29 protein-coding genes and 1 pseudogene are annotated in these 26,926 nt (G+C 66.3%); 18 read left to right on the forward strand and 12 right to left on the reverse strand.

Translation table 11 applies throughout. The features are described from left to right. The 5 genes and pseudogenes from ACE3Q6_RS00005 to ACE3Q6_RS00025 form a co-directional block, all read right to left on the reverse strand. Positions 1 to 166 (reverse strand): annotated as a pseudogene (locus ACE3Q6_RS00005) (branched-chain amino acid ABC transporter permease); the annotation flags it as partial. Positions 167 to 202: 36 nt separating this feature from the next. Next, entirely contained in the window at positions 203 to 559 is a 357-nt protein-coding gene (locus ACE3Q6_RS00010) for a hypothetical protein (protein ID WP_374426240.1), read from the reverse strand. A 1-nt stretch (position 560) separates the two neighbouring features. Then, positions 561 to 1,274 (reverse strand): ABC transporter ATP-binding protein, encoded by a 714-nt coding sequence (locus ACE3Q6_RS00015; RefSeq protein WP_374426243.1) that lies wholly within the window; start codon positions 1,272 to 1,274, stop codon positions 561 to 563. A 46-nt stretch (positions 1,275 to 1,320) separates the two neighbouring features. Beyond that, the gene (locus tag ACE3Q6_RS00020) at positions 1,321 to 2,106 is read right to left on the reverse strand and encodes an ABC transporter ATP-binding protein (protein ID WP_374426246.1); all 786 of its coding nucleotides are present in this window, start codon (positions 2,104 to 2,106) and stop codon (positions 1,321 to 1,323) included. A 105-nt stretch (positions 2,107 to 2,211) separates the two neighbouring features. Next, positions 2,212 to 3,408, reverse strand: coding sequence for an ABC transporter substrate-binding protein (locus ACE3Q6_RS00025; RefSeq protein ID WP_374426248.1), 1,197 nt, complete (start codon positions 3,406 to 3,408; stop codon positions 2,212 to 2,214). A 199-nt stretch (positions 3,409 to 3,607) separates the two neighbouring features. Here ACE3Q6_RS00025 and ACE3Q6_RS00030 point away from each other — a divergent pair, with 199 nt between their 5' ends. Continuing rightward, the gene (locus tag ACE3Q6_RS00030; RefSeq protein WP_374426251.1) at positions 3,608 to 4,711 is read left to right on the forward strand and encodes a PQQ-dependent sugar dehydrogenase; all 1,104 of its coding nucleotides are present in this window, start codon (positions 3,608 to 3,610) and stop codon (positions 4,709 to 4,711) included. 89 nt (positions 4,712 to 4,800) lie between these two features. On the opposite strand, the gene ACE3Q6_RS00035 is transcribed toward ACE3Q6_RS00030, so the two are convergent. Then, entirely contained in the window at positions 4,801 to 5,820 is a 1,020-nt protein-coding gene (locus tag ACE3Q6_RS00035) for a GlxA family transcriptional regulator (protein ID WP_374426254.1), read from the reverse strand. Positions 5,821 to 5,975: 155 nt separating this feature from the next. Between ACE3Q6_RS00035 and ACE3Q6_RS00040 the strand changes: the two genes are divergently transcribed. Next, a complete protein-coding gene (locus ACE3Q6_RS00040; RefSeq protein WP_374426256.1) occupies positions 5,976 to 7,346 on the forward strand; it encodes a class II 3-deoxy-7-phosphoheptulonate synthase in 1,371 nt (456 codons plus the stop codon). 50 nt (positions 7,347 to 7,396) lie between these two features. On the opposite strand, the gene ACE3Q6_RS00045 is transcribed toward ACE3Q6_RS00040, so the two are convergent. After that, positions 7,397 to 8,008: a PAS domain-containing protein gene (locus ACE3Q6_RS00045; RefSeq protein WP_374426259.1), complete on the reverse strand. Its 612-nt coding sequence runs from the start codon at positions 8,006 to 8,008 to the stop codon at positions 7,397 to 7,399. A 139-nt stretch (positions 8,009 to 8,147) separates the two neighbouring features. On the opposite strand from ACE3Q6_RS00045, the gene ACE3Q6_RS00050 reads away from it, so the two are divergent. The 3 genes from ACE3Q6_RS00050 to ACE3Q6_RS00060 are packed head-to-tail and all read left to right on the forward strand — an operon-like array spanning position 8,148 to position 10,192. Beyond that, a complete protein-coding gene (locus tag ACE3Q6_RS00050) occupies positions 8,148 to 9,041 on the forward strand; it encodes a YicC/YloC family endoribonuclease (RefSeq protein WP_374426262.1) in 894 nt (297 codons plus the stop codon). Positions 9,042 to 9,044: 3 nt separating this feature from the next. After that, positions 9,045 to 9,677, forward strand: coding sequence for a guanylate kinase (gene gmk / locus ACE3Q6_RS00055; protein WP_374426265.1), 633 nt, complete (start codon positions 9,045 to 9,047; stop codon positions 9,675 to 9,677). Continuing rightward, complete coding sequence (locus ACE3Q6_RS00060) at positions 9,674 to 10,192, forward strand: gamma carbonic anhydrase family protein (RefSeq protein WP_374426268.1); 519 nt, start codon at positions 9,674 to 9,676, stop codon at positions 10,190 to 10,192. Before gmk ends, ACE3Q6_RS00060 begins: the two co-directional genes overlap by 4 nt. A gap of 5 nt (positions 10,193 to 10,197) precedes the next feature. Here the strand turns inward: ACE3Q6_RS00060 and ACE3Q6_RS00065 are convergent, their stop codons facing one another. Continuing rightward, complete coding sequence (locus tag ACE3Q6_RS00065) at positions 10,198 to 10,503, reverse strand: hypothetical protein (protein WP_374426271.1); 306 nt, start codon at positions 10,501 to 10,503, stop codon at positions 10,198 to 10,200. A 207-nt stretch (positions 10,504 to 10,710) separates the two neighbouring features. Here ACE3Q6_RS00065 and ACE3Q6_RS00070 point away from each other — a divergent pair, with 207 nt between their 5' ends. The 3 genes from ACE3Q6_RS00070 (at position 10,711) to ACE3Q6_RS00080 (ending at position 12,807) form a co-directional block, all read left to right on the forward strand. Further along, positions 10,711 to 11,724, forward strand: coding sequence for a sensor histidine kinase (locus ACE3Q6_RS00070; RefSeq protein WP_374426274.1), 1,014 nt, complete (start codon positions 10,711 to 10,713; stop codon positions 11,722 to 11,724). A gap of 235 nt (positions 11,725 to 11,959) precedes the next feature. Further along, positions 11,960 to 12,088, forward strand: a complete 129-nt coding sequence (locus ACE3Q6_RS00075; RefSeq protein ID WP_374426276.1) for a hypothetical protein — start codon at positions 11,960 to 11,962, stop codon at positions 12,086 to 12,088. Between the two features lie 116 nt (positions 12,089 to 12,204). Next, positions 12,205 to 12,807 (forward strand): GIY-YIG nuclease family protein, encoded by a 603-nt coding sequence (locus tag ACE3Q6_RS00080; protein ID WP_374426279.1) that lies wholly within the window; start codon positions 12,205 to 12,207, stop codon positions 12,805 to 12,807. Positions 12,808 to 12,861: 54 nt separating this feature from the next. On the opposite strand, the gene ACE3Q6_RS00085 is transcribed toward ACE3Q6_RS00080, so the two are convergent. Beyond that, positions 12,862 to 13,794 carry a nucleoside hydrolase gene (locus ACE3Q6_RS00085; RefSeq protein ID WP_374426282.1) on the reverse strand — a complete coding sequence of 311 codons (933 nt, stop codon included), beginning with the start codon at positions 13,792 to 13,794 and terminating at the stop codon, positions 12,862 to 12,864. A gap of 123 nt (positions 13,795 to 13,917) precedes the next feature. Between ACE3Q6_RS00085 and ACE3Q6_RS00090 the strand changes: the two genes are divergently transcribed. Together ACE3Q6_RS00090 and ACE3Q6_RS00095 are read left to right on the forward strand one after the other, a co-directional pair. Beyond that, positions 13,918 to 14,943, forward strand: coding sequence for a WD40/YVTN/BNR-like repeat-containing protein (locus tag ACE3Q6_RS00090; protein ID WP_374426284.1), 1,026 nt, complete (start codon positions 13,918 to 13,920; stop codon positions 14,941 to 14,943). Between the two features lie 208 nt (positions 14,944 to 15,151). Next, positions 15,152 to 16,588, forward strand: coding sequence for a S1C family serine protease (locus ACE3Q6_RS00095; RefSeq protein ID WP_374426287.1), 1,437 nt, complete (start codon positions 15,152 to 15,154; stop codon positions 16,586 to 16,588). A gap of 59 nt (positions 16,589 to 16,647) precedes the next feature. On the opposite strand, the gene ACE3Q6_RS00100 is transcribed toward ACE3Q6_RS00095, so the two are convergent. Both ACE3Q6_RS00100 and mazG read right to left on the reverse strand, forming a co-directional pair. After that, positions 16,648 to 17,646 (reverse strand): Fe(3+) ABC transporter substrate-binding protein, encoded by a 999-nt coding sequence (locus ACE3Q6_RS00100; RefSeq protein WP_374426290.1) that lies wholly within the window; start codon positions 17,644 to 17,646, stop codon positions 16,648 to 16,650. Between the two features lie 152 nt (positions 17,647 to 17,798). Then, positions 17,799 to 18,623 (reverse strand): nucleoside triphosphate pyrophosphohydrolase, encoded by an 825-nt coding sequence (gene mazG / locus ACE3Q6_RS00105; RefSeq protein WP_374426293.1) that lies wholly within the window; start codon positions 18,621 to 18,623, stop codon positions 17,799 to 17,801. Positions 18,624 to 18,678: 55 nt separating this feature from the next. Between mazG and ACE3Q6_RS00110 the strand changes: the two genes are divergently transcribed. Next, positions 18,679 to 19,842, forward strand: a complete 1,164-nt coding sequence (locus ACE3Q6_RS00110) for a M20 aminoacylase family protein (RefSeq protein ID WP_374426296.1) — start codon at positions 18,679 to 18,681, stop codon at positions 19,840 to 19,842. Here the strand turns inward: ACE3Q6_RS00110 and ACE3Q6_RS00115 are convergent. Continuing rightward, positions 19,827 to 20,219 carry a hypothetical protein gene (locus tag ACE3Q6_RS00115; protein ID WP_374426299.1) on the reverse strand — a complete coding sequence of 131 codons (393 nt, stop codon included), beginning with the start codon at positions 20,217 to 20,219 and terminating at the stop codon, positions 19,827 to 19,829. The two genes, ACE3Q6_RS00110 and ACE3Q6_RS00115, sit on opposite strands and share 16 nt — an antisense overlap. Before the next feature lie 57 nt (positions 20,220 to 20,276). Between ACE3Q6_RS00115 and ACE3Q6_RS00120 the strand changes: the two genes are divergently transcribed. From ACE3Q6_RS00120 to prmC, 7 genes are all read left to right on the forward strand, one after another. Beyond that, on the forward strand, positions 20,277 to 20,684 hold the full coding sequence (locus ACE3Q6_RS00120; protein WP_374426302.1) for a DUF6636 domain-containing protein: 408 nt from the start codon (positions 20,277 to 20,279) through the stop codon (positions 20,682 to 20,684). A 247-nt stretch (positions 20,685 to 20,931) separates the two neighbouring features. Continuing rightward, a complete protein-coding gene (locus ACE3Q6_RS00125; protein ID WP_374426305.1) occupies positions 20,932 to 22,338 on the forward strand; it encodes an aminotransferase in 1,407 nt (468 codons plus the stop codon). Between the two features lie 165 nt (positions 22,339 to 22,503). Further along, positions 22,504 to 23,469, forward strand: a complete 966-nt coding sequence (gene speB / locus ACE3Q6_RS00130; RefSeq protein WP_374426308.1) for an agmatinase — start codon at positions 22,504 to 22,506, stop codon at positions 23,467 to 23,469. 11 nt (positions 23,470 to 23,480) lie between these two features. Next, the gene (locus ACE3Q6_RS00135; protein WP_374426310.1) at positions 23,481 to 23,909 is read left to right on the forward strand and encodes a DUF1499 domain-containing protein; all 429 of its coding nucleotides are present in this window, start codon (positions 23,481 to 23,483) and stop codon (positions 23,907 to 23,909) included. 76 nt (positions 23,910 to 23,985) lie between these two features. Next, complete coding sequence (locus ACE3Q6_RS00140; RefSeq protein ID WP_374426313.1) at positions 23,986 to 24,855, forward strand: hypothetical protein; 870 nt, start codon at positions 23,986 to 23,988, stop codon at positions 24,853 to 24,855. Between the two features lie 43 nt (positions 24,856 to 24,898). Further along, the gene (prfA, locus tag ACE3Q6_RS00145; RefSeq protein ID WP_374426316.1) at positions 24,899 to 25,957 is read left to right on the forward strand and encodes a peptide chain release factor 1; all 1,059 of its coding nucleotides are present in this window, start codon (positions 24,899 to 24,901) and stop codon (positions 25,955 to 25,957) included. Beyond that, entirely contained in the window at positions 25,954 to 26,808 is an 855-nt protein-coding gene (prmC, locus tag ACE3Q6_RS00150) for a peptide chain release factor N(5)-glutamine methyltransferase (RefSeq protein WP_374426319.1), read from the forward strand. Before prfA ends, prmC begins: the two co-directional genes overlap by 4 nt. Positions 26,809 to 26,926: the final 118 nt, after the last annotated feature.

The raw sequence follows: 26,926 nt of genomic DNA on the forward strand, positions 1-26,926 counted from the left end.
AGGCCGTCCCGAAGGCCATCGTGTCGCCATGCGCGAAGTTGGAGAAGCGCAGGACGCTGAAGATCAGCGTGATGCCAAGCGCCCCAAGCGCCAGTTGGCTGCCATAGGCAAGGCCCGGCACGACGATGAAGTTCAGGAAGGCGACAAGGGCGTTTAGGATGTCCATCAGGTCACGCTGGGTCCAGGAATTGGGAAAACGGGCTCAGCCGCCGGTGGCGACGCAGGCGCCCTCGCCGCTGATCGCCACCGGACCGGCGGCATGGGCGGTGAAGATGAACTGCCCCTGGGGGTAGATGCTGATCATGCCGGACATGCCGGCCTGAGGGGGCATCACCAGGACCAGCTCGCCCGTGTCCTCGATGTAGCCCGCGTCGAAGGCCTGCCAGGACTGGCCATCGGCCGAGACGGTCCAGGTGTCGCCGGTCTGCTCGATGGCGAAAGCGCCGCCGGGGTAGGGCTCGCAGGTGCCGCCGCCGCACTGGCGTTCGACAGTGCATTCGAAACCGGCAAGGGCCGGGGCGGGCGAGAGGGCCAGGACAGCCAGCGCAACGTGTTTCATCTCAGCCTCCAAGGAAGGACTTGCGGACATCCGGATCGGCCAGCAGCGCCGCCCCGGTGTCGGTGTAACGGTTGCGCCCCTGGACCAGGACATAGCCCTTGTCCGCGATCTCCAGCGCCTGGCGGGCGTTCTGTTCCACCATCAGGATGGAAATCCCGGTGCGCGCGATCTCGATGATCCGGTCGAAAAGCTCGTCCATCACGATGGGGCTGACGCCCGCCGTGGGTTCGTCCAGCATCAGGACCTTGGGCTGGGTCATCAAGGCGCGGCCGACGGCCACCTGCTGGCGCTGGCCGCCAGAAAGCTCACCGGCCTTCTGGTAGCGCTTTTCCTTCAGGATCGGGAAGAGGCCGTAGATCTGCTCCATCGTGTCGCGGATCGTGTCGTCCTCGCGGATGAAGGCCCCCATTTCCAGGTTTTCCTCGACCGTCATGCCGGTGAAGATGTTGTGGGTCTGCGGCACGAAGCCCATGCCCTTGCGCACGCGGGCCTGCGGGGACAGCGAGGTGATGTCCTCGCCCATCAGCTTCACGCTGCCCTGACGCAGCTTCAGCATCCCGAAGACCGCCTTCATCGCGGTGGATTTGCCCGCGCCGTTCGGACCGACGATCACCGCGATTTCGCCCGGCTCGACCGCAAGCGTGCAGGAATGCAGGATGTCGACGGCGCCATAGCCGCCGGTCATGTTCTCGCCGATCAGGAAAGGTGCGCTCATTCCGTCAGATCCAGTTGCAGGGCAGGGGACGCGGCAAGGCGGGGCCTCACGCTGCGCCCTCCTTGATCTTGTTCTTCAGACCGCGGCCCAGGTAGGCCTCGATCACCCGTTCGTCGTTCTTCACTTCGTCCACGGTGCCTTCGGCCAGGACCTTGCCCTCGGCCATGCAGATCACGGGATCGCAAAGGCGGCCGATGAAGTCCATGTCATGCTCGATCACGCAGAAGGTGTAACCGCGTTCCTTGTTCAGGCGGACGATGGCGTCACCGATGGTGTTCAGAAGCGTCCGGTTCACCCCGGCGCCGACTTCGTCCAGGAAGACGATCTTGGCATCGACCATCATGGTCCGCCCCAGCTCGACCAGCTTCTTCTGCCCGCCCGAGATCATCCCGGCCTTCTCGTCGGCGATGTGGCTGATCGTCAGGAATTCGAGCACTTCGTCGGCTTTCTGCCGGATGCGCTCTTCCTCCTCGGCAACGGCCCCGCGCGAGAACAGCGCGTTCCAGAGCTTTTCGCCCGACTGGCGCGGCGGGACCATCATCAGGTTCTCGCGCACGGTCATCGAGCCGAATTCATGCGCGATCTGGAAGGTGCGCAGCAGGCCCTTGTCGAACAGCTTGTGCGGCGGCAGGCCGGTGATGTCCTCGCCGTCCATGAAGACCTGGCCCGAGGTCGGCGTGTAGCGTCCGGCGATCACGTTGAAGAGCGTGGTCTTGCCCGCGCCGTTCGGCCCGATCAGCCCGGTGATGGTGCCGGTCTTGATCTCCAAGGATGCGCCGTCAACGGCATGAAAGCCGCCGAAATGCTTGTGCAGCTTCTCGACCCGGATCATGTGCTTCCCCTATCCCCGACCCGTCTCGCCAATGGCGGGGGCCTTCTTTTGGGCAACGGCCCGGGGTTCTCCCGGGCCGTGCCTTGGTTTCATGTCCCGATCAGATCAACGGAACTGGACGGTTTCGTACTTGCCGCCCTTGACTTCGAACTGCTTGTAACGGCCGGCCGATTCACCCGGTCCGATCAGCGTCACGCCCGAAGCGCCGTCATAGTCGATGGCGGTGCCGGCAGCGATCAGCTCCAGCGCCTTGCCAAGCTCGCCCGGAAGGATCTTGGTGCCCGAACCGTCGGCCGGACCATTGGCGATCTCCAGGATCTTCTCCTTGTAGACGGCCGGATCGGTCGAGCCCGAGGCTTCCATCGCCAGCATGATCAGCGCGGCGGCGTCATAGCTTTCCGGGGTGTAGGGCGAGGTGGCGTCGAAGGCCGGGTCGTTGGTCTTGCCCATTTCCTGCAGGACCGCAGCGCCGGGGCTGTCCGACTGCGCGACCTGGCCGTAGGACCCGTCCAGAGCCGGGCCGATGGCTGCGGGAAGCGAGTCACCCACCATGCCGCCGGGCAGACCGAAGGTCGAGAAGGCACCGGTGTCGAGCGAGGCTTGGATGATGCCCTTGCCGCCCTGGTCCAGGTAGCCCGCCACGACCAGAAGGTCGCCGCCCGCCGCAGCCAGCGCCGCGACTTCGGCCGAATAGTCGGCCTTGCCGTCGTCGTGCGCCGCGTTGATCGTCACGGTGCCGCCCTTGGCGGTGAAGGCCGAGGCGATGGCTTCCGCCAGGCCCTTGCCGTAGTCCGAGTTCGAATAGGTGAGGGCGATCGACTTGATGCCCTTCTCGGTCAGGATGTCGGCCATGACTTCGCCTTCGCGCGCATCCGACGGGGCGGTGCGGAAGAAAAGGCCGTTGTCCGGGTCGGCGGTCAGCGCCGGCGAGGTGGCCGAGGGCGAGACCATCACGATGCCGTTCGGCATGGCGACGTTGGTCAGGACAGCGCGGGTCACGCCCGAGCAGTCGCCGCCGATGATGCCCTTGACGCCTTCGGCGGTGATCATCCGTTCAGCCGCAGCGGTGGCAGCCGCCGCGTCGGTGCAGGTGGAGTCACCACGGACCGAGGTGTAGGTGTTCTTGGCCTTGCCCGAGGCGTTCACTTCGGCCATCGCCCGTTCAGCCGCCGCGGCCATGTGCGAGGTCAGAGATTCGATGGGACCGGTGAAACCGATCAGGATGCCGATCTTGACGTCCTCGGCAGCAGCGGCACCAGCCATCAGCGCGCAGGCCGAAGCGGCCAGCAGAAGTTTCTTCATTGATTATCTCCCTAGTTGGATCGAAATCCTGCGCCGACGGTAGTGCGGGCCGCGTGAAAAGAAAAGGCCCATTTTGTCGACATGTTGACGACACTGTTATGGCATGTGAGTCGACACAATCCTCGGGAGACCTACCTTTACAGCGTATCACCGGGCGTTGCCAATCCCGTTGCGCCCCCAGAAGAAAGGGATCCAGATCTTGAAGTCCTCGCTCTGCCTTCTGTCCGCTGTCGCCCTTCTGCCGCAGTCCGCCATGGCCGCCGACCTGCAGACCTCTGCCGGGGCGATGACCGTCACGCCCGTGGTCGACGGTCTTGAGGAACCGTGGGGATTGGACTTCCTGCCGGATGGCACTTTCCTGGTGACCGAACGCGACGGACGGCTGCTTCTGGTCCGCGACGGCGCGGCAGAGCCGGTGACCGGGGTCCCGGAGGTCGTGGCTGACGGGCAGGGTGGCCTTCTCGACGTCATGGTGCCGGGGGATTTCGCCTCCAGCCGTGAGGTCTGGCTCAGCTATTCGGCCGCTGCCGACGGCGGGGTGACCACCGCGGCGGGGGTGGGGCGGCTGTCGGAAGACGGTACCACGCTTGAGGACTTCCGCACCGTCCATGCGGGCGAGGGTTACCCCGGCGGGCGGCATTTCGGGTCGCGACTGGTCGAGATGCCGGACGGCTCCATTGCGCTGACCACCGGAGACCGGGGAACCGGCCCGGGGGGAATGGAGGCGCAGGACCCGTTGCTGACAGCGGGCAAGGTGATCCTGCTGAACCGCGACGGCAGCCCCGCCGTGGCCCGGGACGGCTGGCGGCCGGGGGTATCTTCCATCGGCCACCGCAACATCCAGGGTGCGGCGCTTGACCTGACCGGGCGGCTCCTGACCGTCGAGCATGGCGCCCAGGGCGGGGACGAGCTGAACGCCCCCGAAACGGGGCGCAACTACGGTTGGCCAGAGATCTCTTACGGGCGGAACTACAACGGCGACCCCATCGGGCGCGGGACTGAGGTGCAGGGGATGGAGCAGCCGCTGCACTACTGGGACCCCTCGATCGCGCCGTCGGGGCTGATGGTCTACTCGGGCAAGCTGGTGCCGGAGTGGACGGGGGACATCTTCTTCGGGTCGCTGAATTCGAACTTCCTGGGCCGGCTGGATCCCGACAGCCCGGCTTCCACGGGCTTCGCCGAGGAGCGGATCGAAAGCGACCAGACCGGCCGGGTCCGCGACGTGGTCGAGGCGCCGGATGGGTCGATCTGGTTCCTGTCGGTCTATGACGGGGCGGTCTACCGGATGGCCCCGGCCGAATAGTGTCCACGGTGGACAAGCGCCACTTACCGAAGAAATATCAATGGCTTGCCGATTTCTGGTTACGTGGTGTTAACCAGTGTGTTCGCGCCTCAGATCGACAGGCGCGCCGGCACCGCGCCGGGCATGCCTTGCGTGCCACGCTCGCGGTAGGGGGTGGTGCTGTAGTGGCTGCGGTAGCACTTCGAGAAGTGGGAGGGCGAAGCGAAACCGCAGGCGAGCGCCACGTTGATGACGCTCATGTCGGTCTGCATGAGCAGGTTCCGCGCCTTCTGCAGGCGCAACTCCATGTAGTACCGCTTGGGGCTGCGGTTGAGGTAGCGGCGGAACAGGCGCTCCAGCTGGCGGGTCGACATGCCCACCTCCTCGGCCAGGTCGGCGGGGGACATCGGGTCCTCGATGTTGCCCTCCATCATCTGGATGACCTGGGAAAGCTTCGGATGCCGCACCCCGATCCGCGTCGGGATCGACAGGCGCTGCGTGTCCTGGTCGGTCCGGATCGAGGAATAGATCAGCTGGTCCGCCACCGTGTTGGCCAGATCCTCGCCATGGTCGGCGGCGATGATCTTCAGCATCAGGTCCAGGGAGGAAATGCCGCCCGCCGTGGTCCAGCGATTGCCGTCCATGACGTAGACCGACTTCGTCAGCTTCACGTCCTCGAATTCCTCGGCGAAGCCATCCTGGTTTTCCCAGTGGATGGTGGCCTTCTTGCCGTCCAGAAGCCCCGCCTTCGCCAGCGCATGGCCCCCGGTGCAGATGCCGCCGATGGTGACCCCCCGCCGCGCCTCGCGCCGCAGCCAGTTGACCACGCCCTTGGTCGTGGTGCGCTGGATGTCGAGGCCGCCGCAGACGAGGATGGTGTCCTCGCGGTCCATTTCCTCAAGCCCGATGTCCAGCCGGAAGGTGGCGCCGTTCGAGCAGCTCTTTTCACTGCCCTCACCCGCCAGGACCCAGGTGTAAAGCGTCTCGCCCGCGACACGGTTGGCCAGCCGCAAAGGTTCGATGGCCCCGGCGAAAGAGATCATCGTGAACTTGTCCAAGAGCACGAAGACGAACCGCCGGGTGGTGCTGGTCTTCTGCGTCTGGGTGGCTTTGCGCGGCGCGAGCGTCATGTCTGCGACCTGATAATGTCGTTTGCGGGCCAAGGAAACGCATATTCCCGGCATTCGCAAGGGCTGAAAGCGTCGGTTTTCGCCCAATCGCCCTTTGCAAAGGCGGAAACGGGGGCGTATACCGCTGGCCGATTGCAAGGCTCCGGAGTGGAACGATGACCAAGGGATGGACGAAGACGGCATGGCGCGCGAAACCGCGGATCCAGATGCCGGATTATCCCGATCAGGCAGCGCTGAATGGTGTCGAGGCGCAGCTGTCGAAGTATCCCCCGCTGGTCTTTGCCGGTGAGGCGCGGCGGCTGAAGAAGCAGCTTGCGCTGGCGGCCGAAGGCAAGGCCTTCCTGCTGCAGGGCGGCGACTGCGCCGAAAGCTTCGCCGAATTCAGCGCGGACAACATCCGCGACACCTTCCGCGTCATGCTGCAGATGGCCGTGGTGCTGACCTATGCCGCCAAGGTGCCGGTCATCAAGGTGGGTCGGATGGCGGGCCAGTTCGCCAAGCCGCGCAGCGCGCCGACCGAGGTGATCAACGGCGTCGAACTGCCCAGCTACAAGGGCGACATCATCAACGGCTTCGACCCGACGCCCGAGGCGCGGATCCCCGATCCGAACCGGATGCTGCAGGCCTATACCCAGGCGGCCGCATCCTTGAACCTGCTGCGCGCCTTCTCCACCGGCGGTTTTGCCGACATCCACCGCGTACATTCCTGGACGCTGGGCTTTGCCGAACACGACAAGGCCGAACGCTACCGCGAGATGGCGAACCGCATTTCGGACGCGCTGGACTTCATGAACGCGGCGGGCGTCAACAGCGACACCGCGAACGAGCTTTCCCGCGTCGACTTCTACACCAGCCACGAAGCGCTGCTGCTGGAATACGAAGAGGCGCTCTGCCGCGTCGACTCCATCACCGGGCAGAATGTCGCCGGGTCCGGCCACATGATCTGGATCGGCGACCGCACCCGCCAGCCCGACGGCGCGCATGTCGAATTCTGCCGGGGCGTCCTGAACCCCATCGGCCTGAAGTGCGGTCCCTCGACCACCGCGGACGACTTGAAGGTCCTGATGGCCAAGCTGAACCCGGAGAACGAGCCGGGCCGTCTGACCCTGATCGCGCGCTTCGGCGCGGGCAAGGTGGGCGAGCATCTGCCGCGCCTGATCAAGACCGTCCGCGAGGAAGGTGCCAACGTCGTCTGGTCCTGCGACCCGATGCATGGCAACACGATCAAGGCGGCCTCGGGCTACAAGACCCGTCCCTTCGACAGCGTCCTGCGCGAAGTGCGTGAGTTCTTCGCCATCCACAAGGCGGAAGGCACCCAGCCGGGCGGCGTGCATTTCGAGATGACGGGCCAGGATGTGACCGAATGCACCGGCGGTCTGCGCGCGGTCAGCGACGAAAACCTGGCCGACCGCTACCACACCGCCTGCGACCCGCGCCTCAACGCCAGCCAGTCGCTGGAACTGGCGTTCCTGGTGGCGGAAGAGCTGTCGTCGCAGCGGGAAGCCGCGCGTCGCGTCGCGCTTTAAGGGCGTTTCAGAAGTCGGGATAGGGGCGGTGGGGCAACCTGCCGCCTTTTTCAGTCGCTGACATGCACCAGCGACAGGTGGCCGAACCGCCGGACGGGCGCGGCCTCCGGCGGGCTTTCGGGCAGGGGGGCCCGCGGCAGGCACGCATCGCGCCAGCTACGGATCTGCAACTTGCATCGCGCCGTCGGCCCCGGAACAAAGCTGACTGCCCCCAGTATCAGCTTTGCCCCGCCCTCATCGGCCAACGGCAGAAGTAGTAGTCGCGCGATCAACCCGCCCCCGCCGCCACGGTCCCGGCCGAGGTCCAGTTCCGCCACGGCGGGCATGTCGAACACCCGCTCGATGCTGACGCCAAGCTGGGCCCGCGACTCGGCGGCGAAGAGACAGCTTAGCGGCAGGCCACGCACGTCCATCCCCGCAAAGTCTGCCAGGCCAGAGCCGGCGATGCGCACCTGCACCAACCCGCGTCCGATCCGTTCGGCCAGGAAGACCCGGTCCAGCACGCCGCTCAATCCCCGGGGATCGATGTCGGTGCGCCGTGGCAAGCCCGCGTCGCGGCGCAAGCTTTCCCAATAGGCGCGGACCTGCGCCAAGCCCTCGAAGACCAGCGGGGTCTGCAGGGGACGCTGCGGACGAAACCGATCCAGGAAGCTGAGCGACATCATTCTCTCCTCGGCGCGAATGTGGGCCTTGCGGGTCGCGGGCCCGCCGCGTCATGAAGAAAATAGCGCGGATCCTGAAGATTCGGCCGAAAATCTATTCAAATGGTAAATGTCGCGCCCGTGGCGCTGAAAGGACCGCATGATCTCGATGACTGGTTTTGCCGCCCGGCGGGGGGCGGGGGCTGGCTACAGCTGGACCTGGGACCTGCGGTCGGTGAACGGCAAGGGGTTGGATTTGCGGCTCCGGGTGCCGGACTGGGTCGACGGGCTTGAGGCGGCGCTGCGGTCCGAACTGCAGAAATCGGTCACCCGCGGCAATGTGAGCCTTACTCTGAAGGTGACCCAGGACGAGGGGCGCGAGGACGCGGCCTTCCGCCTGAACGACACCGCGCTTTCGGCCGCGCTGGCCGCGCTGGGGCGGGTCGAGGCGGCAGCGATGGCCGCCCATGTGACGCTGCGCCAGCCGACGGCGGCGGATGTGCTGACGCTGCGGGGGGTGATCGACGCTTCGGCGCAGGAGATGGACACCACGCCGCTGCGCGAGGCGCTGCTGGCGGACTTCCCGGCACTGCTGGCCGACTTCCACACCATGCGCGGGGCCGAGGGGCGGGCGCTGGCCACGGTGCTGACGGCACAGCTGGACCGGATCGCCGACCTGACCTCCGAGGCGCAAAGGGAATGCGCCACGCGCACCGCGACCCAGGCCGAGACGCTGCGCGAGGCCGTGGCGCGCGTCCTGGCCGCGACCGATGTCGTCGATCCGGCCCGGCTTGCGCAGGAACTGGCCCTTCTTGCCGTCAAGACCGACGTGACCGAGGAACTGGACCGCCTGACAGCCCATGTCGCCGCCGCCCGGTCGCACGTGGCCGAGGGTCAACCTGCGGGCCGCAAGCTCGACTTCCTGATGCAGGAATTCATGCGCGAGGCGAACACCTTGTGCTCGAAGGCCCAGTCCCTCGCCCTGACCCGGATCGGCCTTGACCTGAAAACCGTGATCGATCAGATGCGCGAGCAGGTCCAGAATGTGGAATGACCGATGACCCGCCGCGGGCTCCTTCTTATTCTCTCCTCGCCCTCGGGCGCCGGCAAATCGACGCTTTCCCGCATGCTGATGGCCTGGGACCCGTCCATGCGCTTTTCGATTTCGGCCACCACCCGCAAGCCCCGGCCCGGCGAACAGGACGGCCGCGAATACTATTTCCGGAGCCGCGAAGAGTTTCAGGCGATGGTCCGCGACGGCCAGATGCTGGAACATGCCGAGGTCTTCGGCAACTTCTACGGCTCGCCCCGCGCGCCGGTGGAGGCCGCGATGCAGGCGGGCACCGACACCGTTTTCGACATCGACTGGCAGGGCGGCCAGCAGGTGAAACAGGCGATGCGCGGCGACGTCGTGTCGATCTTCATCCTGCCCCCCTCGATTGCCGAGCTTGACCGCCGCCTCCGCTCTCGCGCGCAGGACAGCGACGAGGTGATCGCCGGCCGCATGGCGAAAAGCCGCGACGAGATCAGCCATTGGGCCGAATACGATTACGTGCTGGTGAACGACGACCTGGACCGCACTTTCGACAGCCTGAAGACGATCCTGACCGCCGAACGCCTGAAGCGAGAACGCCAGCCGCAGCTTTCCGCCTTCGTGCGGTCCCTGAACGAGGAGTTCGAAGCCCGATGATCTATGCGCTTGACGGTGTTGCCCCGCAGATTGCCCCCTCGGCCTGGGTGGCCGACACGGCCGTGCTGGTCGGCAAGGTCGTCGTCGAGGACGATGCCTCGGTCTGGTTCGGCGCAGTCGCGCGCGGCGACAACGAGGAAATCCGCATCGGCGCCGGGTCGAACGTGCAGGAGAACTGCGTCTTGCATACCGACATGGGCTATCCGCTGACCATCGGCGCGAACTGCACCATCGGCCACAAGGCCATGCTGCACGGCTGCACCATCGGTGACGGCACGCTGATCGGCATGGGGGCCACGGTCCTCAACGGGGCGAAGATCGGCAATGGCTGCCTGATCGGTGCCTGCGCGCTGATCACGGAGGGGAAGGTGATCCCCGACGGCAGCCTGGTGATGGGCTCTCCCGGAAAGGTTGTGCGCGAGCTGGACCCGACGGCACGAGCTAGGCTCCTCGCCTCGGCCGCCGGCTACCAGGCGAACGCCCGCCGCTTCCGCGCCGGGCTGACGCCGGTGTGAGGGCGTCAGCCTTCCTCGACAAGCTCGATGGTGATCCCCTGCCGCGCGGCGTGGCTTCTCAGCTCGCGCAGGACGATCTGCCGGTTCGGCAGTTTCGGCGACACGACCCGCAGCGTCTTGCGGTAGTCCTGCGCCCCAAGCTTTTCGATAATTTCCAGCGCGTCGAAGGTCTTGCAGAAAAGCGGCGTCACCACGAGCTCCAGCGTGGTCGGCAGCGGCAGCTGAGTTTCGAAGGCCTCGAGCGCGATGGAAGCGAATTCCTCGGGTCGCAGGCTGCCCTCGGCGGCGCGCGCTTCCGGAATGCCGATCACCAGGCACCTAAGCTTTTGCGACAATTCTCGACCTCTCCATGCGTGAGGCGCCGCCAATTCTTTGTCTGACAGGACTTGCATCGGGGCCGACCAAAAATCCCGGAAACAGGCCGGACCCGCACCACTTACATATACAACCGGGAATTTACTGGTATTCCTGCACAAGACAAGGGTGGAGGCGCGATTGTTGCAAGGGAAGCGAAGCCGATGACCACGCTTGATCCGCAAGCTCTGCTGGCCGGCCTGCCGCTGCCCGCGATGCTGGTCCGCCGCGACGACCGCATCCTGGCGTTGAACCCCCCCGCCGAGGCGCTGTTCGGCGCGGGCATGGTCGGGCGCCATCCCGCGATGGCCGTCCGCGCGCCGGCGGTGCTGGAGGCGATCGGGGCTGTCACCCGGCAGGGCGGCGTGCAGGAGGCGCGGATGACCCTTCGCCGCGAGGGGCAGGAGGCGGTGTTCCAGGCGACGGTCTCGGCCCAGGGGGACCTGGCGCTCGCCGTCTTCCGCGACGTGACCGAGGTGGAGCGGGCGGGGGAGATGCGGCGGGACTTCGTGGCGAACGTCTCCCATGAGCTGCGGACGCCGCTCACCGCGCTGATGGGGTTCATCGAGACGCTGAAGAACGCCGCCAAGGACGACCCGAAGGCGCGGGAGATGTTCCTGGGGATCATGGAGGCCGAGGCGGGGCGGATGAACCGGCTGGTGCGGGACCTTCTGCAGCTCTCGCGGGTCGAGGCGGAGGAGAGGGTGCGGCCGAAGGACCCGGTGGAGCTGCGCGGGGTGCTGGAGGGGGTGATCGGGTCGCTGAAAGGGGTGGCGGAGAAGAAGGGCGACCGGGTGGAGCTGGTGGGCGCGCCGGTGAAGGTGCCGGGGGACCGGGACCAGCTGGTGCAGGTCTTCACGAACCTGGTCGAGAACGCGCTGAAATATGGGCGGGCGGGGCAGGTGGTGCGGGTCTCGCTGTCGGCGGAGGAGACGGTGCGGGGGCCGGCGGTGCGGGTGGAGGTGGCGGACGAGGGGGAGGGGATCGATCCGGTCCACCTGCCGCGGCTGACGGAGCGGTTCTACCGCGTCGATTCCCACCGCTCGCGCGAGATGGGGGGGACGGGGCTGGGGCTGGCCATCGTGAAGCACATCGTGAGCCGGCACCGGGGGTGGCTGCGGGTGGAGAGCGTGGTGGGCGAGGGGAGCCGGTTCTCGGTCGTCCTGCCGCTGGGGTGAGGTGGGGGCCGCAAAGGCGACGGCTGTCCACGGTGGACATTTTCGGATTATGATTTGAAAGCAATGGGTTGCACGTGGACGTTAGGGGTTTGTTAAGGGGGTGGTTAAGGGAGGGTGAAAGCGAGAGTGATTGTAGGGTGTGCTACAGCGCACCGTTCATGGAATGCCGCGATTACCCTTCTAACGACGGTGCGCGAGTGGTTGGCCGTGGTGGTGCGCTGTAGCGCACCCTACGATGACGCGGGACGCCCAGAGCATCGGCATCGCGACGGTGCTGGTGCAGGCGAACGACGAGGCCACAAGAGTGTGGTATCTGGCACAGGCGGAGTGGCTGGAGTTCCCGGCGGCGACGAGGACGTTGTAATCGCCGGTGGTGAAGTTGTTTACTTAACAGCGCGCGGGCGCTGCTTACTGAGTAGCATGGCGCGTTACGCGACTCTGCTAAAATGGTAGTCAAAATCAAAATGCTAAGGGTAGGCCATGATCGACCGGAAAGACCTTTCTGACAGTGAGTATGTTTTTCTGGTTTCTCAGAAGATACTCCCTTCTCAGCTCTTTGACGCTCGAGGCAGGAATGCAACATCTTGGGGCGATGAAGCCAAATCACAGGGTTATCTATTCGGCTTGGGAATACCCTGTCTTTCAGGGCACAGGATTCGGCTCCGTTCTGGGCACTGCTGTCAATGTGATACTTCCAGAATTGCTTACATAAGGAGGCACTCCGCTCCGGGCTTTGTTTACATAGCTTCGTCTACTACCGGAAAAATACATAAAGTTGGCTCCTGTTCAGACATTGCAGAACGGCAGACTAGACTAAATTATGACTCGTACGCAGGGTTCGATGATTGGAAGATCATTGCTTTCGCGAAGTCCCAATCGATGGGCGCCGTTGAATTTGATATTCATCGCGCTCTTGAAGATGAAAGGATAGACCGAAGCTATAAAAAGAGTGGCTCAACTTATATTGCTCGTGAAGTGTTCAAAGACCTTCGGAAAGTTTGGTCAGCCTACCGTACAGCAACACTGAAAATCGATGCAAAGGAGAAATGGCAAATACGAAACATCATGCTTTATGATTTCTGAAGTAACTTAAATGGAGGTGGCACTGCACAGGTAAGCAGCATAGTTGACTAGACTTCACAACCTCCCCAACCGCTCCGTCAAGAGCCGGTAGAACCCCTCCCGGTCCACGGAGCCCATGAACATCGCGTTGGGCTCCCGCCCCGTCACGCGCCACCAGTCGGCGACGGTCATGCCGAGGGTGAGCTCGGAGCCCGTCTCGATCTCCACGTTGATGTGGCGGCCGTGGAAGAGGGCGGGCTCCAAGAGGTAGGCGATCACGCAGGGGTCGTGCAGGGGGGCGCCTTCGGAGCCGTATTTGGCGGTGTCGAAGCGTTCGAAGAAATCGGTCCAAGAGGCGACGGCCTGACCCACGGGGGTGCCGAGGGCGCGCATCTCCTCCACCCAGGCCCGCGAGGTCAGGGCCTTGTGGGTGACGTCCAAGGGCATGACGACCAGCGGCACGCCGGATTTGAACACGATTTCCGCGGCTTCGGGGTCGACGTAGATGTTGAACTCGGCCGCGGGGGTGACGTTGCCGACCTCGAAATAGGCGCCGCCCATCAGGACGATCTCGGCCACGCGGGGGATGATGTCGGGGGCGCGGCTAAAGGCGGTGGCGATGTTGGTCAGGGGGCCGAGGGGGCAGAGGGTGACGGTGCCGGGGGCGTGGTGCCGCAGCGTGTCGATCAGGAAGTCGACGGCGTGTTCGGGCTGCAGGGGGTGCGTGGGCTCGGGCAGCGGGATGCCGTCGAGGCCGGTCTTGCCGTGGACGTATTCGGCGGTGACGAGCTTGCGTTTCAGGGGGGCGTCGCAGCCGGCGTAGACCGGGGTCTGGTGGCCGGAAAGCTGGACGATCTGGCGGGCGTTCTTCTGGGTAAGGGGCAGCGGCACGTTCCCGGCAACGGCGGTGAGGCCGAGGACATCGAGCTCGGGGCTCGCAAGGGCGAGGAGGATGGCGACGGCGTCGTCCTGGCCGGGGTCGGTGTCGATGATGATCTTGCGGGGCATGGGCGACTCCTTTGCGCGGAGTAAGCGGGGTCTGGCCGAATTTGTCCAGATGGTCAGGAAATTTGCCGGTGCGCTGTGGCGGGGCGGGTGTAGGCTTGCGGGCGTCACGCGGAGGAGGCGGCGATGGAGATACTTGTCGGGACGACGAAGGGGCTGTTCGTGCTGGAGGGCGGCCGGGTGGAGGGGCCGTTCTGCGAGGGCTGGCCGATCAACCATGCGATCGGGCGCGGGGGCGAGATCCTCGCGGCCGGGGGGAGCGGGTGGCATGGCGCGGGGGTCTGGCGGCGCCGTGGCGGGGAGTGGTCGGTGTCGACGGGGCCGTTTCCGGGGGCAGAGCAGTTGTGGTCGCTTTGCTACGATCGGGGGCGGGTGCTGGCGGGGTCGAAGCCGGCCTATCTGTATGAGAGTGTGGATGGTGGGGTCTCGTGGAGCAGGCTGGAGGCCTTGACGGACCAGCCGGGGGCCGATCAGTGGCAGCCGGGGGCGGCGGGGCTGACGTTGCACACGATCCTGGCGGATCAGAAGGGCGGGATCTGGGTCGGGATTTCGGCGGCGGGGGTGTTCGAGAGCCGGGATGGCGGGGTGAGCTGGCAGCAGCGGAACCGGAGGGGGAATAGGGCGGGGCCGGCGGGGGCGCTGGAGCGGTTCTGGGACGGCGAGGAGATCCGGCGGGAGGATGAGATCTTCAGTTGCGTCCACAACCTCGCCTTCGGGGCGGTGGAGGGGCTGATCTACATGCAGAACCACCAGGGGGTGTATCGCAGCCGCGATGGCGGCGCGGTCTGGGAGGAGGTGACGGAGGGGTTGCCGTCGACGTTTGGGTTTCCAGTGGCGGCGCATCCAGAGAAGCCGGGGGTGGCTTGGGTGTTTCCGCTGAACGGGGATTCCCTGGGGCGGTATCCGGTGGGGGCGCGGGCGCTGGTGTGGAAGACGGAGGACGGGGGGGAAACCTGGGCCGGGAAGGGGGAGGGCTTGCCGGAGCGGGACTGCTTCTTCACGGTGCTGCGGCAGGGGATGGCCTCGTGCCCCGGAGGGGTGGCATTCGGGACGAACTCGGGGTCGGTGTTCCTGTCGAGGGACGAGGGAGAGACCTGGGAGGAGGTCGCGCGGCATCTGCCGACGGTGTTGTCGGTGGAGTTCATGGGGTGAGCTGTCCACGGTGGACAGGCTTTCGGAGGCTTGGAAATCAAGGGGTTGGATGCGGGCATTAGGCAGTTGGTAAGGTTCGGATCGTTCCCGCCGCTTCACTGCTTCCATACTGCGCTGCGCAACGATGGTGGTCCGCCTCAACTGCCACCCGAGCCTTGACCGGGCCACATTCCGCGCGAAGGATGGGGCATTCTCCGGAGAAGTGATCTTGCGCATCCTTGTCATTGTCCTGCTGGTCCTGATTCAGATCGCTCCGGCGCGGGCCTTCACCGCCGATCAGTTGCGGGACGAGTTCGACGCCCGGTTGCTGACCGATCAGGAGAAACGGCTTTTGCAGGCGGGGCTGGCCTTTGCCAATGTCTACAACGGGTTGATCGACGGGGCCTGGGGCGGCGGCAGTCAGCGCGCCTTGGAACGGTTTACCGCAGAGAACGGCGGATCGGCGGCATTCGTCACCAATGCCGATGCGGTCTATGCCGCGATGCAGGCCTTTTCGGCGATCGACGCCGAGGGGTGGGAGCGGCAATACATCTCGGCCTTGGACATGTCCTTCCTGGTGCCGACGGCTGTGCTTGTCGACGGTGCGCCGTCGGACACATTCGTCAACATGACCGTCGCGGGCCGGTCCATCGGCTATTCGATGACCATCGACAGCGGTACGGCGGCGAAGAGCTATCATCTGTACACCCTGCGTCAGGCGGTGAGTGAGGCCTATACGGTCCGCAAGCCGAAGCTGTGGATCACCTCGGCGCGGACGGTCGAGGGCGTGACGCTCTACACGCGGTCGGACCTGCGGGGCGGGGGCTGGTCGACGCTGATGATCTCGGGCCAGGATCGCGACGCGGGGGCTCTTGCAGCGATCACGGGAAGCATCGCGCCCGGCTATGCGCCGGCCATCGGGATTTCGCCGGGCAGGCTGGCGACGGGCATCGAGGTGCTGGCGGGACTTCTGGCAGCGGAAGATGCGCCGAAATCCCCTTCGGCCCCAACGCCGGGTGCGACCGTCGCCAAGTCCGATCCGGCCCCTGCGCCCGCACCATCGGGGACCGGAACCGGGTTCATCGTCACGGAGACCGGCGCGATGCTGACCAACCAGCATGTGATCTCGGGCTGTAGCCGCCTGACCGTGGACGGGCATGTGGCCAAGGTCCTGGCCGAGGACGAGGTCTTCGATCTGGCGCTTTTGCAGGTGGATGGACTTTCGGCAGCGGCGCCAGCGGTCTTCGCCGACAGTCCGGCGCGGTTGAATTCGGACGTGACGGTGGTGGGCTATCCGCTGTCGGGACTTCTGGGCGGGTTGAACGTGACGCGCGGCGCGGTCACGAGCACCAAGGGGATCGGAGGAGACGGGATCAACATGCAGATTTCAGCGCCGGTGCAGCCTGGCAACTCGGGCGGGCCGGTGCTGAACGGGGCGGGTCAGGTCGTCGGCGTGGTCGTGGCGCGGCTGAGCGATGCATATGCGATGGAGAGCTATGGCACGGTGCCGCAGAACGTGAACTTCGCGATCCGGGGCGAGATTGCCAAGCTGTTCCTGGCGCAGAACGGGGTCGAGCCGGTGGTGGCCGAAGCGGCGGCCCCGGTTGCGCCGGAGGAGCTGGCGGAGGTCGCGCAAGGGTTCACCCGGCTCGTCTCCTGCAATTGAAAAGGGCGCGCTTTCGGCGCGCCCCAGGGGCGTCGGGGTGAACCCCGACCTGCGGCCCATCAACCGTCGAAGTCGACCGTTTCCATGATCTTCACCGCGGCGGGGCGCTGTGCGGCGATTTCGGCGAGGGTCTTCGAATCCGGCGTGAACTCGCCCCAGGAGGTGACGAGGGCAGAGCGTTCGACGCCCGGCTTCACCGGGTATTCGTGGTTCGTCTCGGCGTAGATCTTCTGCGCCGCGTCGCCCGAGAGCCATTCCATGAACTTCAGCGCGTTTTCCTTGTTCGGCGCGGATTTGGTCATGGCCACGCCCGAGATGTTGAGGTGGGTGCCGCCGTTCTCGAAGGTCGGGAAGACGATGTTCACCGATTCCGCCGCCGGGACCTGTTCCGGGTCGGCCAGCATCTGGCCCATGTAATAGGTGTTGCCGATGGCGATGTCGCATTCGCCGGCCGCGATGGCCTTGACCTGGTCGCGGTCGCCGCCGTCGGGCTTGCGGGCGAGGTTGGCCTTCACGCCCTCGGCCCAGGTGGTCGCATAGGCCTCGTCATGATGGGCAATGATCGCGCCAAGGAGAGCGACGTTGTAGTCATGGAGCCCCGAGCGCGAGCAGATGCGGCCCTTCCACTTGTCAGAAGCGAGGTCTTCGTAGGTGGTGACCTCGCCGGGCTGCACGCGGTCCTTGGAGGCATAGACGATCCGGGCGCGGGCGGTCAGGCCGAACCACTTGTCTTCCGGATCGCGAAGCTCGGCCGGGATGTTGGCTTCCAGGACCTCGGACTGGACCGGCTGGACCACATCGGCCTCGACGATCTGCATGAGCCGCGCGATGTCGACGGTCAGCACGAGATCGGCGGGGGAACGGTCGCCCTCGGCCACCAGACGCTCGGCCATGCCCTTGTCCACGAAGGCCACGTTCACCTTGATCCCGGTCTCGGCGGTGAAGGCGTCGACGAGCGGCTGGATCAGTTCCGGCTGGCGGTGCGAGTAGACGTTGATCTCTTGCGCAAGGGCCGGGACGGAGCAGGCGAGGAGGGCAAGGGTCGAGAGACGCAGCATTGGCTGACTCCTTTTGTCAGGTTTCATGAGGCGCTTAAACCTGACTGTTTTGCTTGGGTCAAGAGGTTGAGTGAAAGGGTCGGAAAATTTGCCGAAGCACTTGGGACAGGCGTCGGAGCCTCCGGCGGGGATATTTGGGCAAAGATGAAAGGTCAGGGGGCCAGCTTGTCTTCGGCCTTGGCGCGGTTCCAGAGCGCATCCATTTCGGCCAGGTCGCTGTCGGCGGGGCGCTTGCCTTGTTCGGCGAGCCAGTCCTCGATGCGGGCAAAGCGGCGGGTGAATTTCGCGTTGGCGGCGCGGAGGGCCTGTTCGGGATCGACCTTCAGGTGGCGGGCGAGGTTGGCCATGACGAAGAGGAGGTCGCCGATTTCCTCGGTGAGCGCCGCGTGGGTGAGGGTGTCGCGGGCCTCGACGACCTCGCGGGCTTCCTCGACGAGCTTGTCGAGGACTTCGTCCGTGGAGGGCCAGTCGAAGCCAACGCGGGCGGCGCGGTTCTGGAGTTTCAGGGCACGGGTCAGGGCGGGGAGCGAGGCGGCGATGCCGTCGAGCGTGCGTTGGGGGCCGCGTTCGCGGGCCTTCTGCGCCTCCCAGTCGCGGGTCTGCTGTTCGGCAGTCTTGTCGCGGGACTCGGTGCCAAAGACATGCGGGTGGCGGGCGATCATCTTGTCCGAGATGGCGGTGACCACGTCGGCGAAGGTGAAGTGCCCGGCCTCGGCGGCCATCTGGGAATGGTAGACCACTTGGAAGAGGAGGTCGCCAAGCTCGCCCTTCAGGTCGGGCCAGTCGGCGCGGTCGATGGCGTCGGCGACCTCGAAGGCTTCCTCCAGCGTGTAGGGGGCGATGGTGGCGAAGGTCTGCTCGATGTCCCAGGGGCAGCCGGTCTGCGGGTCGCGGAGCGCGGCCATGATGGCGAGGAGGCGGTCGATTCCGGAGGGGGCAAGCTGGATGACGTCGCGGTCAAGGGGGGATTGGGTCATTGCGGCCACCGGGGTTTTGCGATTTGATCAAAGGTCACGTCCGAAGGAGTCCGACATGCCCGTTCTGAACCGTATCGCCTCTTACGCCGAGGAAATGAAGGGGTGGCGGCGGTATCTGCACCAGCACCCGGAGCTCGCGTTCGATTGTCACCGGACGGCGGCCTGGATCGTGGAACGGCTGCGCGAGATCGGAGTGGACGAGATCCACGAGGGGATCGCGAAGACCGGGATCGTGGCGCTGATCAAGGGCCAGGGCGAGGGGCCGGTGATCGGGCTGCGGGCGGACATGGATGCGCTGCCGATCGAAGAGCTGACGGGGGCGCCCCATGCCTCGACCGAGAAGGGGAAGATGCATGCCTGCGGGCATGACGGGCATGTGACGATGCTTCTGGGCGCGGCGAAGTACCTGGCGGAGACGCGGAACTTCAGGGGCACCGTGGCGCTGATCTTCCAGCCGGCCGAAGAGGATGGTGGCGGCGGGCAGGTCATGGTGCAGGAGGGTGTGATGGACCGGTTCGGGATCGGACAGGTCTATGGCATCCACAATGCGCCTAATGTGCCCTTCGGGCATTTCCACACCACGCCGGGGCCGCTGATGGCCTCGGTCGACACGGCCACGGTCAAGGTGACCGGGAAGGGCGGGCACGGGGCGACGCCGCACGAATGCGTGGACCCGGTGGTGGCCATCGTCGGCATGGTCCAGGCGGTGCAGACGATCATCCCGCGCAATGTCTATGCGATGGACGAGGCGGTGATCTCGGTCACGATGATCCACACCGGGACGGCGAACAACATCATCCCCGAGGATGGCTTCTTCTGCGCGACGATCCGCAGCTTCAAGCCGGATGTGCGGGCGCTGTTGAAGAAGCGGTTCCACGAGATCGTCGAGGGCCATGCGGCGGCCTATGGGGTGCGGGCCGAAATCCATTACGACTGGGGTTATCCTGCGACCATCAACCACGAGGACGAGACGGAGTTTGCCGCCGAGGTGGCCCGGGAAGTCTCGGGCGCGGATGCGGTCGATGCGCGGGCGGGCCGCGAGATGGGGTCGGAGGATTTCAGCTACATGCTGGAGGCGCGGCCGGGGGCCTACCTGTTCCTCGGCACCGGGCCGGGGGCGGGGCTGCACCACCCGGCCTATGACTTCAACGACGAGGCGGCACCCGTGGGCGCAAGTTTCTTCGCGCGGCTGGTGGAGCGGGCTCAGCCGCTGACCTGACGGACAAGCGGGATCAGTGCGAAACCGATCTGTCCGGCCAGGCCGAGGGCGCCGGCAAGCGTGGTCATGGCGGTCAGGAACTGCACCGGGGTCTGACCGAAGGCTACAGCCGTCGCAAGCTCCAGCAGCATCAGAAGCGCGAAGGCCAAGGCTGCCATCGCATGGCGTTGTGACCCGACCGGGGACCAGCGCCGCAGGACGCGGCCCGCGACGAGCCGGGACAGTGCCAGCACAAGCGGCACCTCCAGCGCCACGGCGAGGAGGGGGCCCGTGGCAGGCGCGACCAGTGTCACGCGGATGGCTCCGATGACGAAGGCGCAGGCGAAGACCGGCAGCGTGTAGGCGAAAGCTGCCTTGACGGAGAGATGGATTGTCACGCCTTCTTCCCGCATTCTGGGGGTCCGCCGGTCCCTCGCCGCATCAGGAGATTCCCTTTGAGACTGTCGGTCCTTTTCGCCGCCCTTGTCCTGGCCGGTCCCGCCTTTTCAGACGACTACGTTACCTTCCAGTCGCCCACCGGCAACATCCATTGTGCCTTGTTCCGGGGTGACAACCTCGCCTCGGCCCGCTGCGACCTGCGGGAGCTGACGCCAAGCTACACCCGCGCGCCGGCGGATTGCGAGTTCGACTGGGGTTCGTCTTTCGCGGTGGACGATCGCGGCAAGGGTTACCTCGCCTGCGTGTCGGATACGGTGGCCGATCCGGGCAATCCGGTTCTGCCCTATGGCGAGGCCCTGTCGCTGGGCGGCATCTCTTGCGTCTCGGCCAAGACGGGCATGACCTGCACCAATGCCGAGGGGCACGGGTTCAGCGTCGCGAAGGCGAAGCAGAAGCTTTTCTAGGACGCGGCCCCGGGGGCGCTTCGCCCCCCGGACCCCCCGAGGATATTTGCGGCAAAGATGAAAGCCGCGAATCGGGGCCGTTTGCCGGTTCGGCTGGCGACGGTCCTAATGGGGTCCCGATCAACCTTTGGACACCATATCTGGGTCACCCCCAACCTTTGGAACAGGGTGGGGGCTGGTCCGGTTTTGATCAAAATGCTAGGCTCGGCTTGTTATCCATTTGTGTCATTCAACACGGAGATCCCACATGACCGCCCCCATGGCCCTGGCACGGCCCAGCCCGAATTCGCTTTGGGAAATGGACCGCAGCCACGTTCTGCATCCCTGGACCAACTTCGGCCCCTTCGAACGAGAGGGGTCCCTGGTGATCGAGCGAGGCGAGGGCTGTTACCTCTGGGATGCCGAGGGGCGGCGCTATCTGGATGCCGTGGGCGGCATGTGGTGCACCAATGTGGGGCTGGGCCGGAAGGACATGGCGCAGGCCATTGCCGCACAGGTCGAAAAGCTCGCTTTCTCGAACACCTTCGTCGATGTGACGAATGACCCCTCGGCGCGGCTGGCGGCGAAGCTGGCGCAGCTGGCCCCGGGCGACCTGAACCGGGTGCATTTCACGACTGGCGGGTCGACGGCGGTGGATACGGCTGTGCGGATGGTATGGTTCTACCAGTCCTGCATGGGCCGGCCCGACAAGACCGACATCGTGGCGCGGGATCATTCCTACCACGGCTCCACCTACCTGTCGCAGTCGGTGGGCAAGCGTCCCGGCGACCGGGTGGAGGAGTTCCGCTACAAGGAAACCGGCATCCACCACCTGACCCCGCCCAACACCTACCGGCGGCCCGAGGGGATGAGCGAGAACCAGTTCTGCGACGCGCTGGTGGCGGAGTTCGAGGCGCTGATCGACCGCGTAGGCGCGGACCGGATCGGCGGGTTCATCGCGGAACCGATCCAGGCCAGTGGCGGGGTGATCATGCCGCCGCAGGGCTACCTGCGCCGGATGTGGGAGGTCTGCCAGCGCCACGACATCCTCTTCATCGCGGACGAGGTGGTGACGGCCTTCGGGCGGCTGGGGCACTGGTTCGCCAGCGAGGCCGAGTTCGGCGTGGTGCCGGACATGATCACCTGCGCGAAGGGCCTGACCTCGGGCTACCTGCCGCTCGGCGCGCTGATCTTCAGCGACAGGATCTGGGAGGCGATGGCCCAGAAAGGTGAGCGGTGGTTCACATCCGGCTTCACCTATTCCGGCCATCCGGTCGCCTGCGCCGCGGCGCTGAAGTCGATCGAGATCATCGAGGACGAGGGCCTTTTGGAAAATGCGGCGCGGGTCGGGGACTATTTCCTGGACCGGCTGAAGGGGCTGGAGGCGCTGCCGCTGGTGGGGCAGGTCCGGGGGCGGCGGCTGATGGTCTGCGTGGAGAACGTGGCCAACAAGCTGACCAAGGAGCCCCTGCCGGACGGGGTGAACGAGTCCAAGCGCATCTCGGACGCGGCCGAGGCGATGGGGATGATGGTGCGGCCGCTTGGGCACCTGAACGTGATGTCCCCGGCGCTGGTGATCACCGAGGCCCAGGTGGACGAGGTGGTCGAGGTGCTGGAACGCGCGATCCGGCAGGTCACGGACGAGCTGGTGCGGGAAGGGCACCGGATCGGGTAGGGGGCCGGAGTTTTCGAAAACTCCGGACCGGAGCCTTCGAAGGCTCCGATGCGATTTCTTCGAAGAAATCGCCCGCTTGACAGGCGCGCGCGGGGCGGGTTTCTTGCCCGGACCGGATCCGCGCGTCTCCGCTGAACGACTGCGCTGCAAGACCCGAGACCAATCATGGCACTTGAAGACGCGAAGACGCAGGTCGACACTGCGTTCACCCGGAATTCGCACCGGGGCTATTCCTATGAAAACGCCTTCGGCGGCGCGACCTCCTTCCTGCGGCGGACCTATACGAAGGACCTGACGGGTGTGGACCTGGCGATCACCGGAGTTCCCTTCGACCAGGCGGTCAGCCACCGCGCGGGCACCCGCTTCGGCCCGCGGGCGATCCGCGAAGCCTCGGCGCTGATGCCCTACGACCCGCCGCCGGGCTGGGGGACGGACCCGCTGGAGGACCTCAACGTCATCGACTACGGCGACGTGGCCTTCGACTATGCCAATGTGCCGGAGTTTCCCGAGACGCTGACCAACCACATCCGCACCATCCTGAAGGCGGGGGCGGGGAGCATCGTGCTGGGGGGTGACCACTTCATCACCTATCCCATCCTGAAGGCCTATGCCGAGAAGTTCGGACCTGTCTCGATGATCCACTTCGACGCGCATTCGGACCTCTGGCCCGACGACAACCCGGCGCGGATCGACCATGGGACGATGTTCTACAAGTCGGTCAAGGCGGGGCTCGTCGATCCGAAGCGGTCGGTCCAGATCGGGATCCGGACGACGACCGAGGATTACCTGGGCGTCAACGTCATCACCGCGCGCGAGGCGCATGAGTGGGGCGTCCAAAGGGTCGTGGAGACGGTGAAGGGGATCGTCGGCGACCGGCCCACCTACCTCACTTTCGACATCGACGCGCTGGACCCGGCCTTTGCGCCCGGGACGGGGACTCCGGTCTGGGGCGGGCTGGCAAGCTGGCAGGTGGCGGCGATGCTGCGCGACCTGGCGGGGATCAACCTTGTCGGCGGGGATGTCGTCGAGGTCTCGCCGCCCTATGATACCACGGGGGCGACGGCGGTGGCCGGGGCGCATGTGGCCTATGAGCTGATCTGCCTCTATCATTGGGCGCGGACGCAAAGGTGAGGAGAGGGCGCATGGCGGCATGGCTGGTCTGGGGGCTTCTGGCGGCGCTGGTGGTCTTCGCGGGCTATGTCCGCCTTGCGCCTTCGGACCCCGCGCGCTGGCATGTCGCGCCCCTTGGTGACGGGCCCTGGGGCGTGGTGGTCCCGGCCGAAGGGTCGGCAAGCCTGCGGCTGGAAAGCGCGGATGCGCGGGAGCTTCTGGCGCGGCTGGATACCGTGGCGCTGGCCACCCCGCGCACCACGCGCCTTGTGGGCAGCGTGGAAGAGGGGCGGATCACCTGGGTGACACGCAGCGCGCTCTGGGGCTTTCCCGATTACACGACGGCCGAGGTCCGGCCGGACGGGCTTTACATCTACGCCCGCCTGCGCTTCGGACGCGGCGACATGGGGGTCAACGCGGCGCGGCTGCAGGCTTGGGCGCAGGCGCTGACCCAAGGCTGAGGCGCGGGGCGGCTTGCGCGGCCCCCGGCGGCCGTGCGATGAGCGCGTGAACCCTTGCAGTCCGGTCGATGCCCCCATGTCCCATCCCGTTCCGTCCTGGCAATGCGTGCTGATCGCCTGGGGCGAGCGGTATCCGGTCGCCGAGATCAACCGGCTGATCCAGCAGGTGCGCAGGCACGCCCAGGGCCTGAAGCGGTTCGTCCTTCTGTCCGACCGTCCGCGTCCGGGGCTGGAGCCCGGGGTCGAGCTTCGCGACATCCCCGACTGGTTCCTTCAGCCCGAGATGCGGCAGAGCGGCTGCCAGGCAAAGCTTTGCCTCTTCGAGCCGGGCGTGGTGCCCGCCGACATGCCGGCCATCTTCCTGGACCTCGACACCCTGGTCTTCGGTGACCTGTCGCGCCTTCTGACGATCATGGAGGGACCCGAGACGATCGCCATCCTGCAAAGCGCGCTCCTTCCCTTCGGCCGGGTCGCACGCTGGCTGCACCGGGCCACGAAGGGCAAGCGCTATGCGCGGGGCAATTCCTCGGTTGTCGTCTACCATCCTGCCCATTCCACCTATGTCGCCGCCCGCTACCGCGAGCTTGTCGCCCGGCACGGGACGCATGGGATCAAGCCGATGATGGCGGACGAACGCTTCATCTCCTGGTCCGCGCAGCCGGTGATGCGGGCGGTGCCGACCTCGCTGGTGGTCAAGTTCCCGACCGAATACATGCAGCCCTGGCGCTGGCTGGTACATCTGCGCGCGAGCCTGCCCTGGATCCGCCGCCGCCGCGAGGGGCTGATCGCAGTGACCTTCCCCGGCGTGAAGCTGAAGGGCGAGGACCTGGCGGCCCTGCCGGAAGGGGCGGAGTTCACCGACCGCAAGGGCCGCAAGCTCTTTTGGACCGATCGCGCCCTGGGCGGCCTCAGGCGCCGGATCATCGACATCTACGGCCCGCGCTAGCCGGGCCTTGACGCCCGCGGACCCGCCTGCCAAACCCCCGGCCATGGTTCCGTTGGACAAGCTTGCCCAGATCACCGAGCGTTTCGAGTATCTCGAGGCGCAACTGAACGCAGGTGCGGCCGCGCCGTCCGAGATTGCGCGGATTTCCAAGGAATACACCGACCTCAAGCCGGTGGTGGAGGAGATCAGCGCCTATCGCCGGTCGCTGGACGACCTGGCCGAGGCCGAGGCGATGCTGGCCGACCCCGAGATGAAGGCGCTGGCCGAGGAGGAGCTGCCCCGGCTAAAAGCGCGCATCCCCGAGATGGAGCAGGCCCTGCGGCTGGCGCTGCTGCCGAAGGACGCGGCCGACGCGCGGCCGGCGATCCTGGAAATCCGGCCGGGCACGGGCGGCGACGAGGCGGCGCTGTTCGCCGGTGACCTGGCGCGGATGTACCAGCGCTATGCCGAGCGCATGGGCTGGCGGTTCGAGATCATCAGCGAACAGGCGGGGGACGTCGGGGGGCTGAAGGAATTCTCGGCCCTGATCGAGGGCGAGGGCGTCTATGCCCGGATGAAATACGAATCCGGCGTCCACCGCGTGCAGCGGGTGCCCGAGACCGAGGCGCAGGGGCGAATCCATACTTCGGCGGCCACCGTGGCGGTGCTGCCCGAGGCCGAGGAAGTGGACATCGACATCCCCGCCAGTGACATCCGGATCGACACGATGCGGTCCAGTGGCGCGGGCGGGCAGCACGTGAACACGACGGATTCGGCCGTCCGGATCACGCACCTGCCAACGGGGATCGTGGTCACCTCTTCGGAGAAGTCGCAGCACAGGAACCGCGAGATCGCGATGCAGGTCCTGCGGGCGCGGCTCTATGAGGCGGAACGCGAACGGCTGCATTCCGAACGCGCGGCGGACCGGAAGAGCCAGATCGGCTCTGGCGACCGGAGCGAGCGGATCAGGACCTACAACTTCCCGCAAGGCCGGATGACCGACCACCGGATTAACCTGACACTCTACGCGCTGCCGCAGATCATGGCGGGCGACCTGGGCGAGATCATCGACGCGCTTGTGGCCCATGACCAGGCCGAACGGCTGGCGGAGATGGAGGGATGAAGGCCCAGGACGCGCTGCGCCGGGCGATCCCTGAGTTGCAGGAGGCCGGGATCGAGGACGCGGCGCGCGATGCGCGGGTCCTTCTGGCCCATGCGCTGGGGATCGGCCATGACCGGCTGACGCTGAAGCTGCAGGACGAGATGACCCCGCCGCAAGAGGCGATGTATGACGCGGCCCTTGCAGCGCGCAGGGCGCGGCAGCCGGTGGCGCAGATCACCGGGCGGCGGCTGTTCTGGGGCCTGTCGTTCCGCGTCACCCGCGACGTGCTGGACCCGAGGCCGGAGACCGAGACCCTGGTGGCCGAGGCTCTGTCGCGGCCCTTCCTCAAGATGCTCGACCTTGGCACCGGAAGCGGCTGCATCCTGCTTTCCTGCCTCAAGGGCATGCCGATGGCGCGGGGGCTTGGGACCGACATCTCGGACGCGGCGCTGCAGGTGGCGATGGGGAACACCCGCGACCTGGGGCTGGAGGCGCGGGCGCGGTTCCGGAAGTCGGACTGGTTCGCGGGCGTGACCGGCGCCTATGACCTGATCGTGTCGAACCCGCCCTACATCGCCGCCGAGGAGATGCCCGCGCTGGCACCCGAAGTTCGCGACTGGGAGCCGCATCTGGCGCTTACGCCGGGGGGCGATGGGCTGGACGCCTACCGCGCCATCACGCGGGGCGCGGGGGCGCGGCTGATGCCGGGCGGGCGGCTTCTGGTGGAGATCGGGCCCACGCAGGGTGCCGCGGTCGCCGATCTGTTCGCTGTCGCAGGGTTACAGGACGTGCGTGTCCTGCCCGATCTGGACGGGCGCGACCGGGTGGTGAGCGGCGAAAAACCCGGTGGGGACAGTTGCGGCTGCGCCTGAGCCGCGCTGAATCCCGCACCAATGCACAATTATCCCTTGTCACACGGGAAAGCCTGTGGTTAGTGGCCAATGTCGCGCGCGGGTTCCCACCTGCCGATGACGCACTGCCCAGGCCCTG

This window comes from Tabrizicola sp. (genome assembly GCF_041913445.1).
Taxonomy (GTDB): Bacteria; Pseudomonadota; Alphaproteobacteria; order Rhodobacterales; family Rhodobacteraceae; genus Tabrizicola.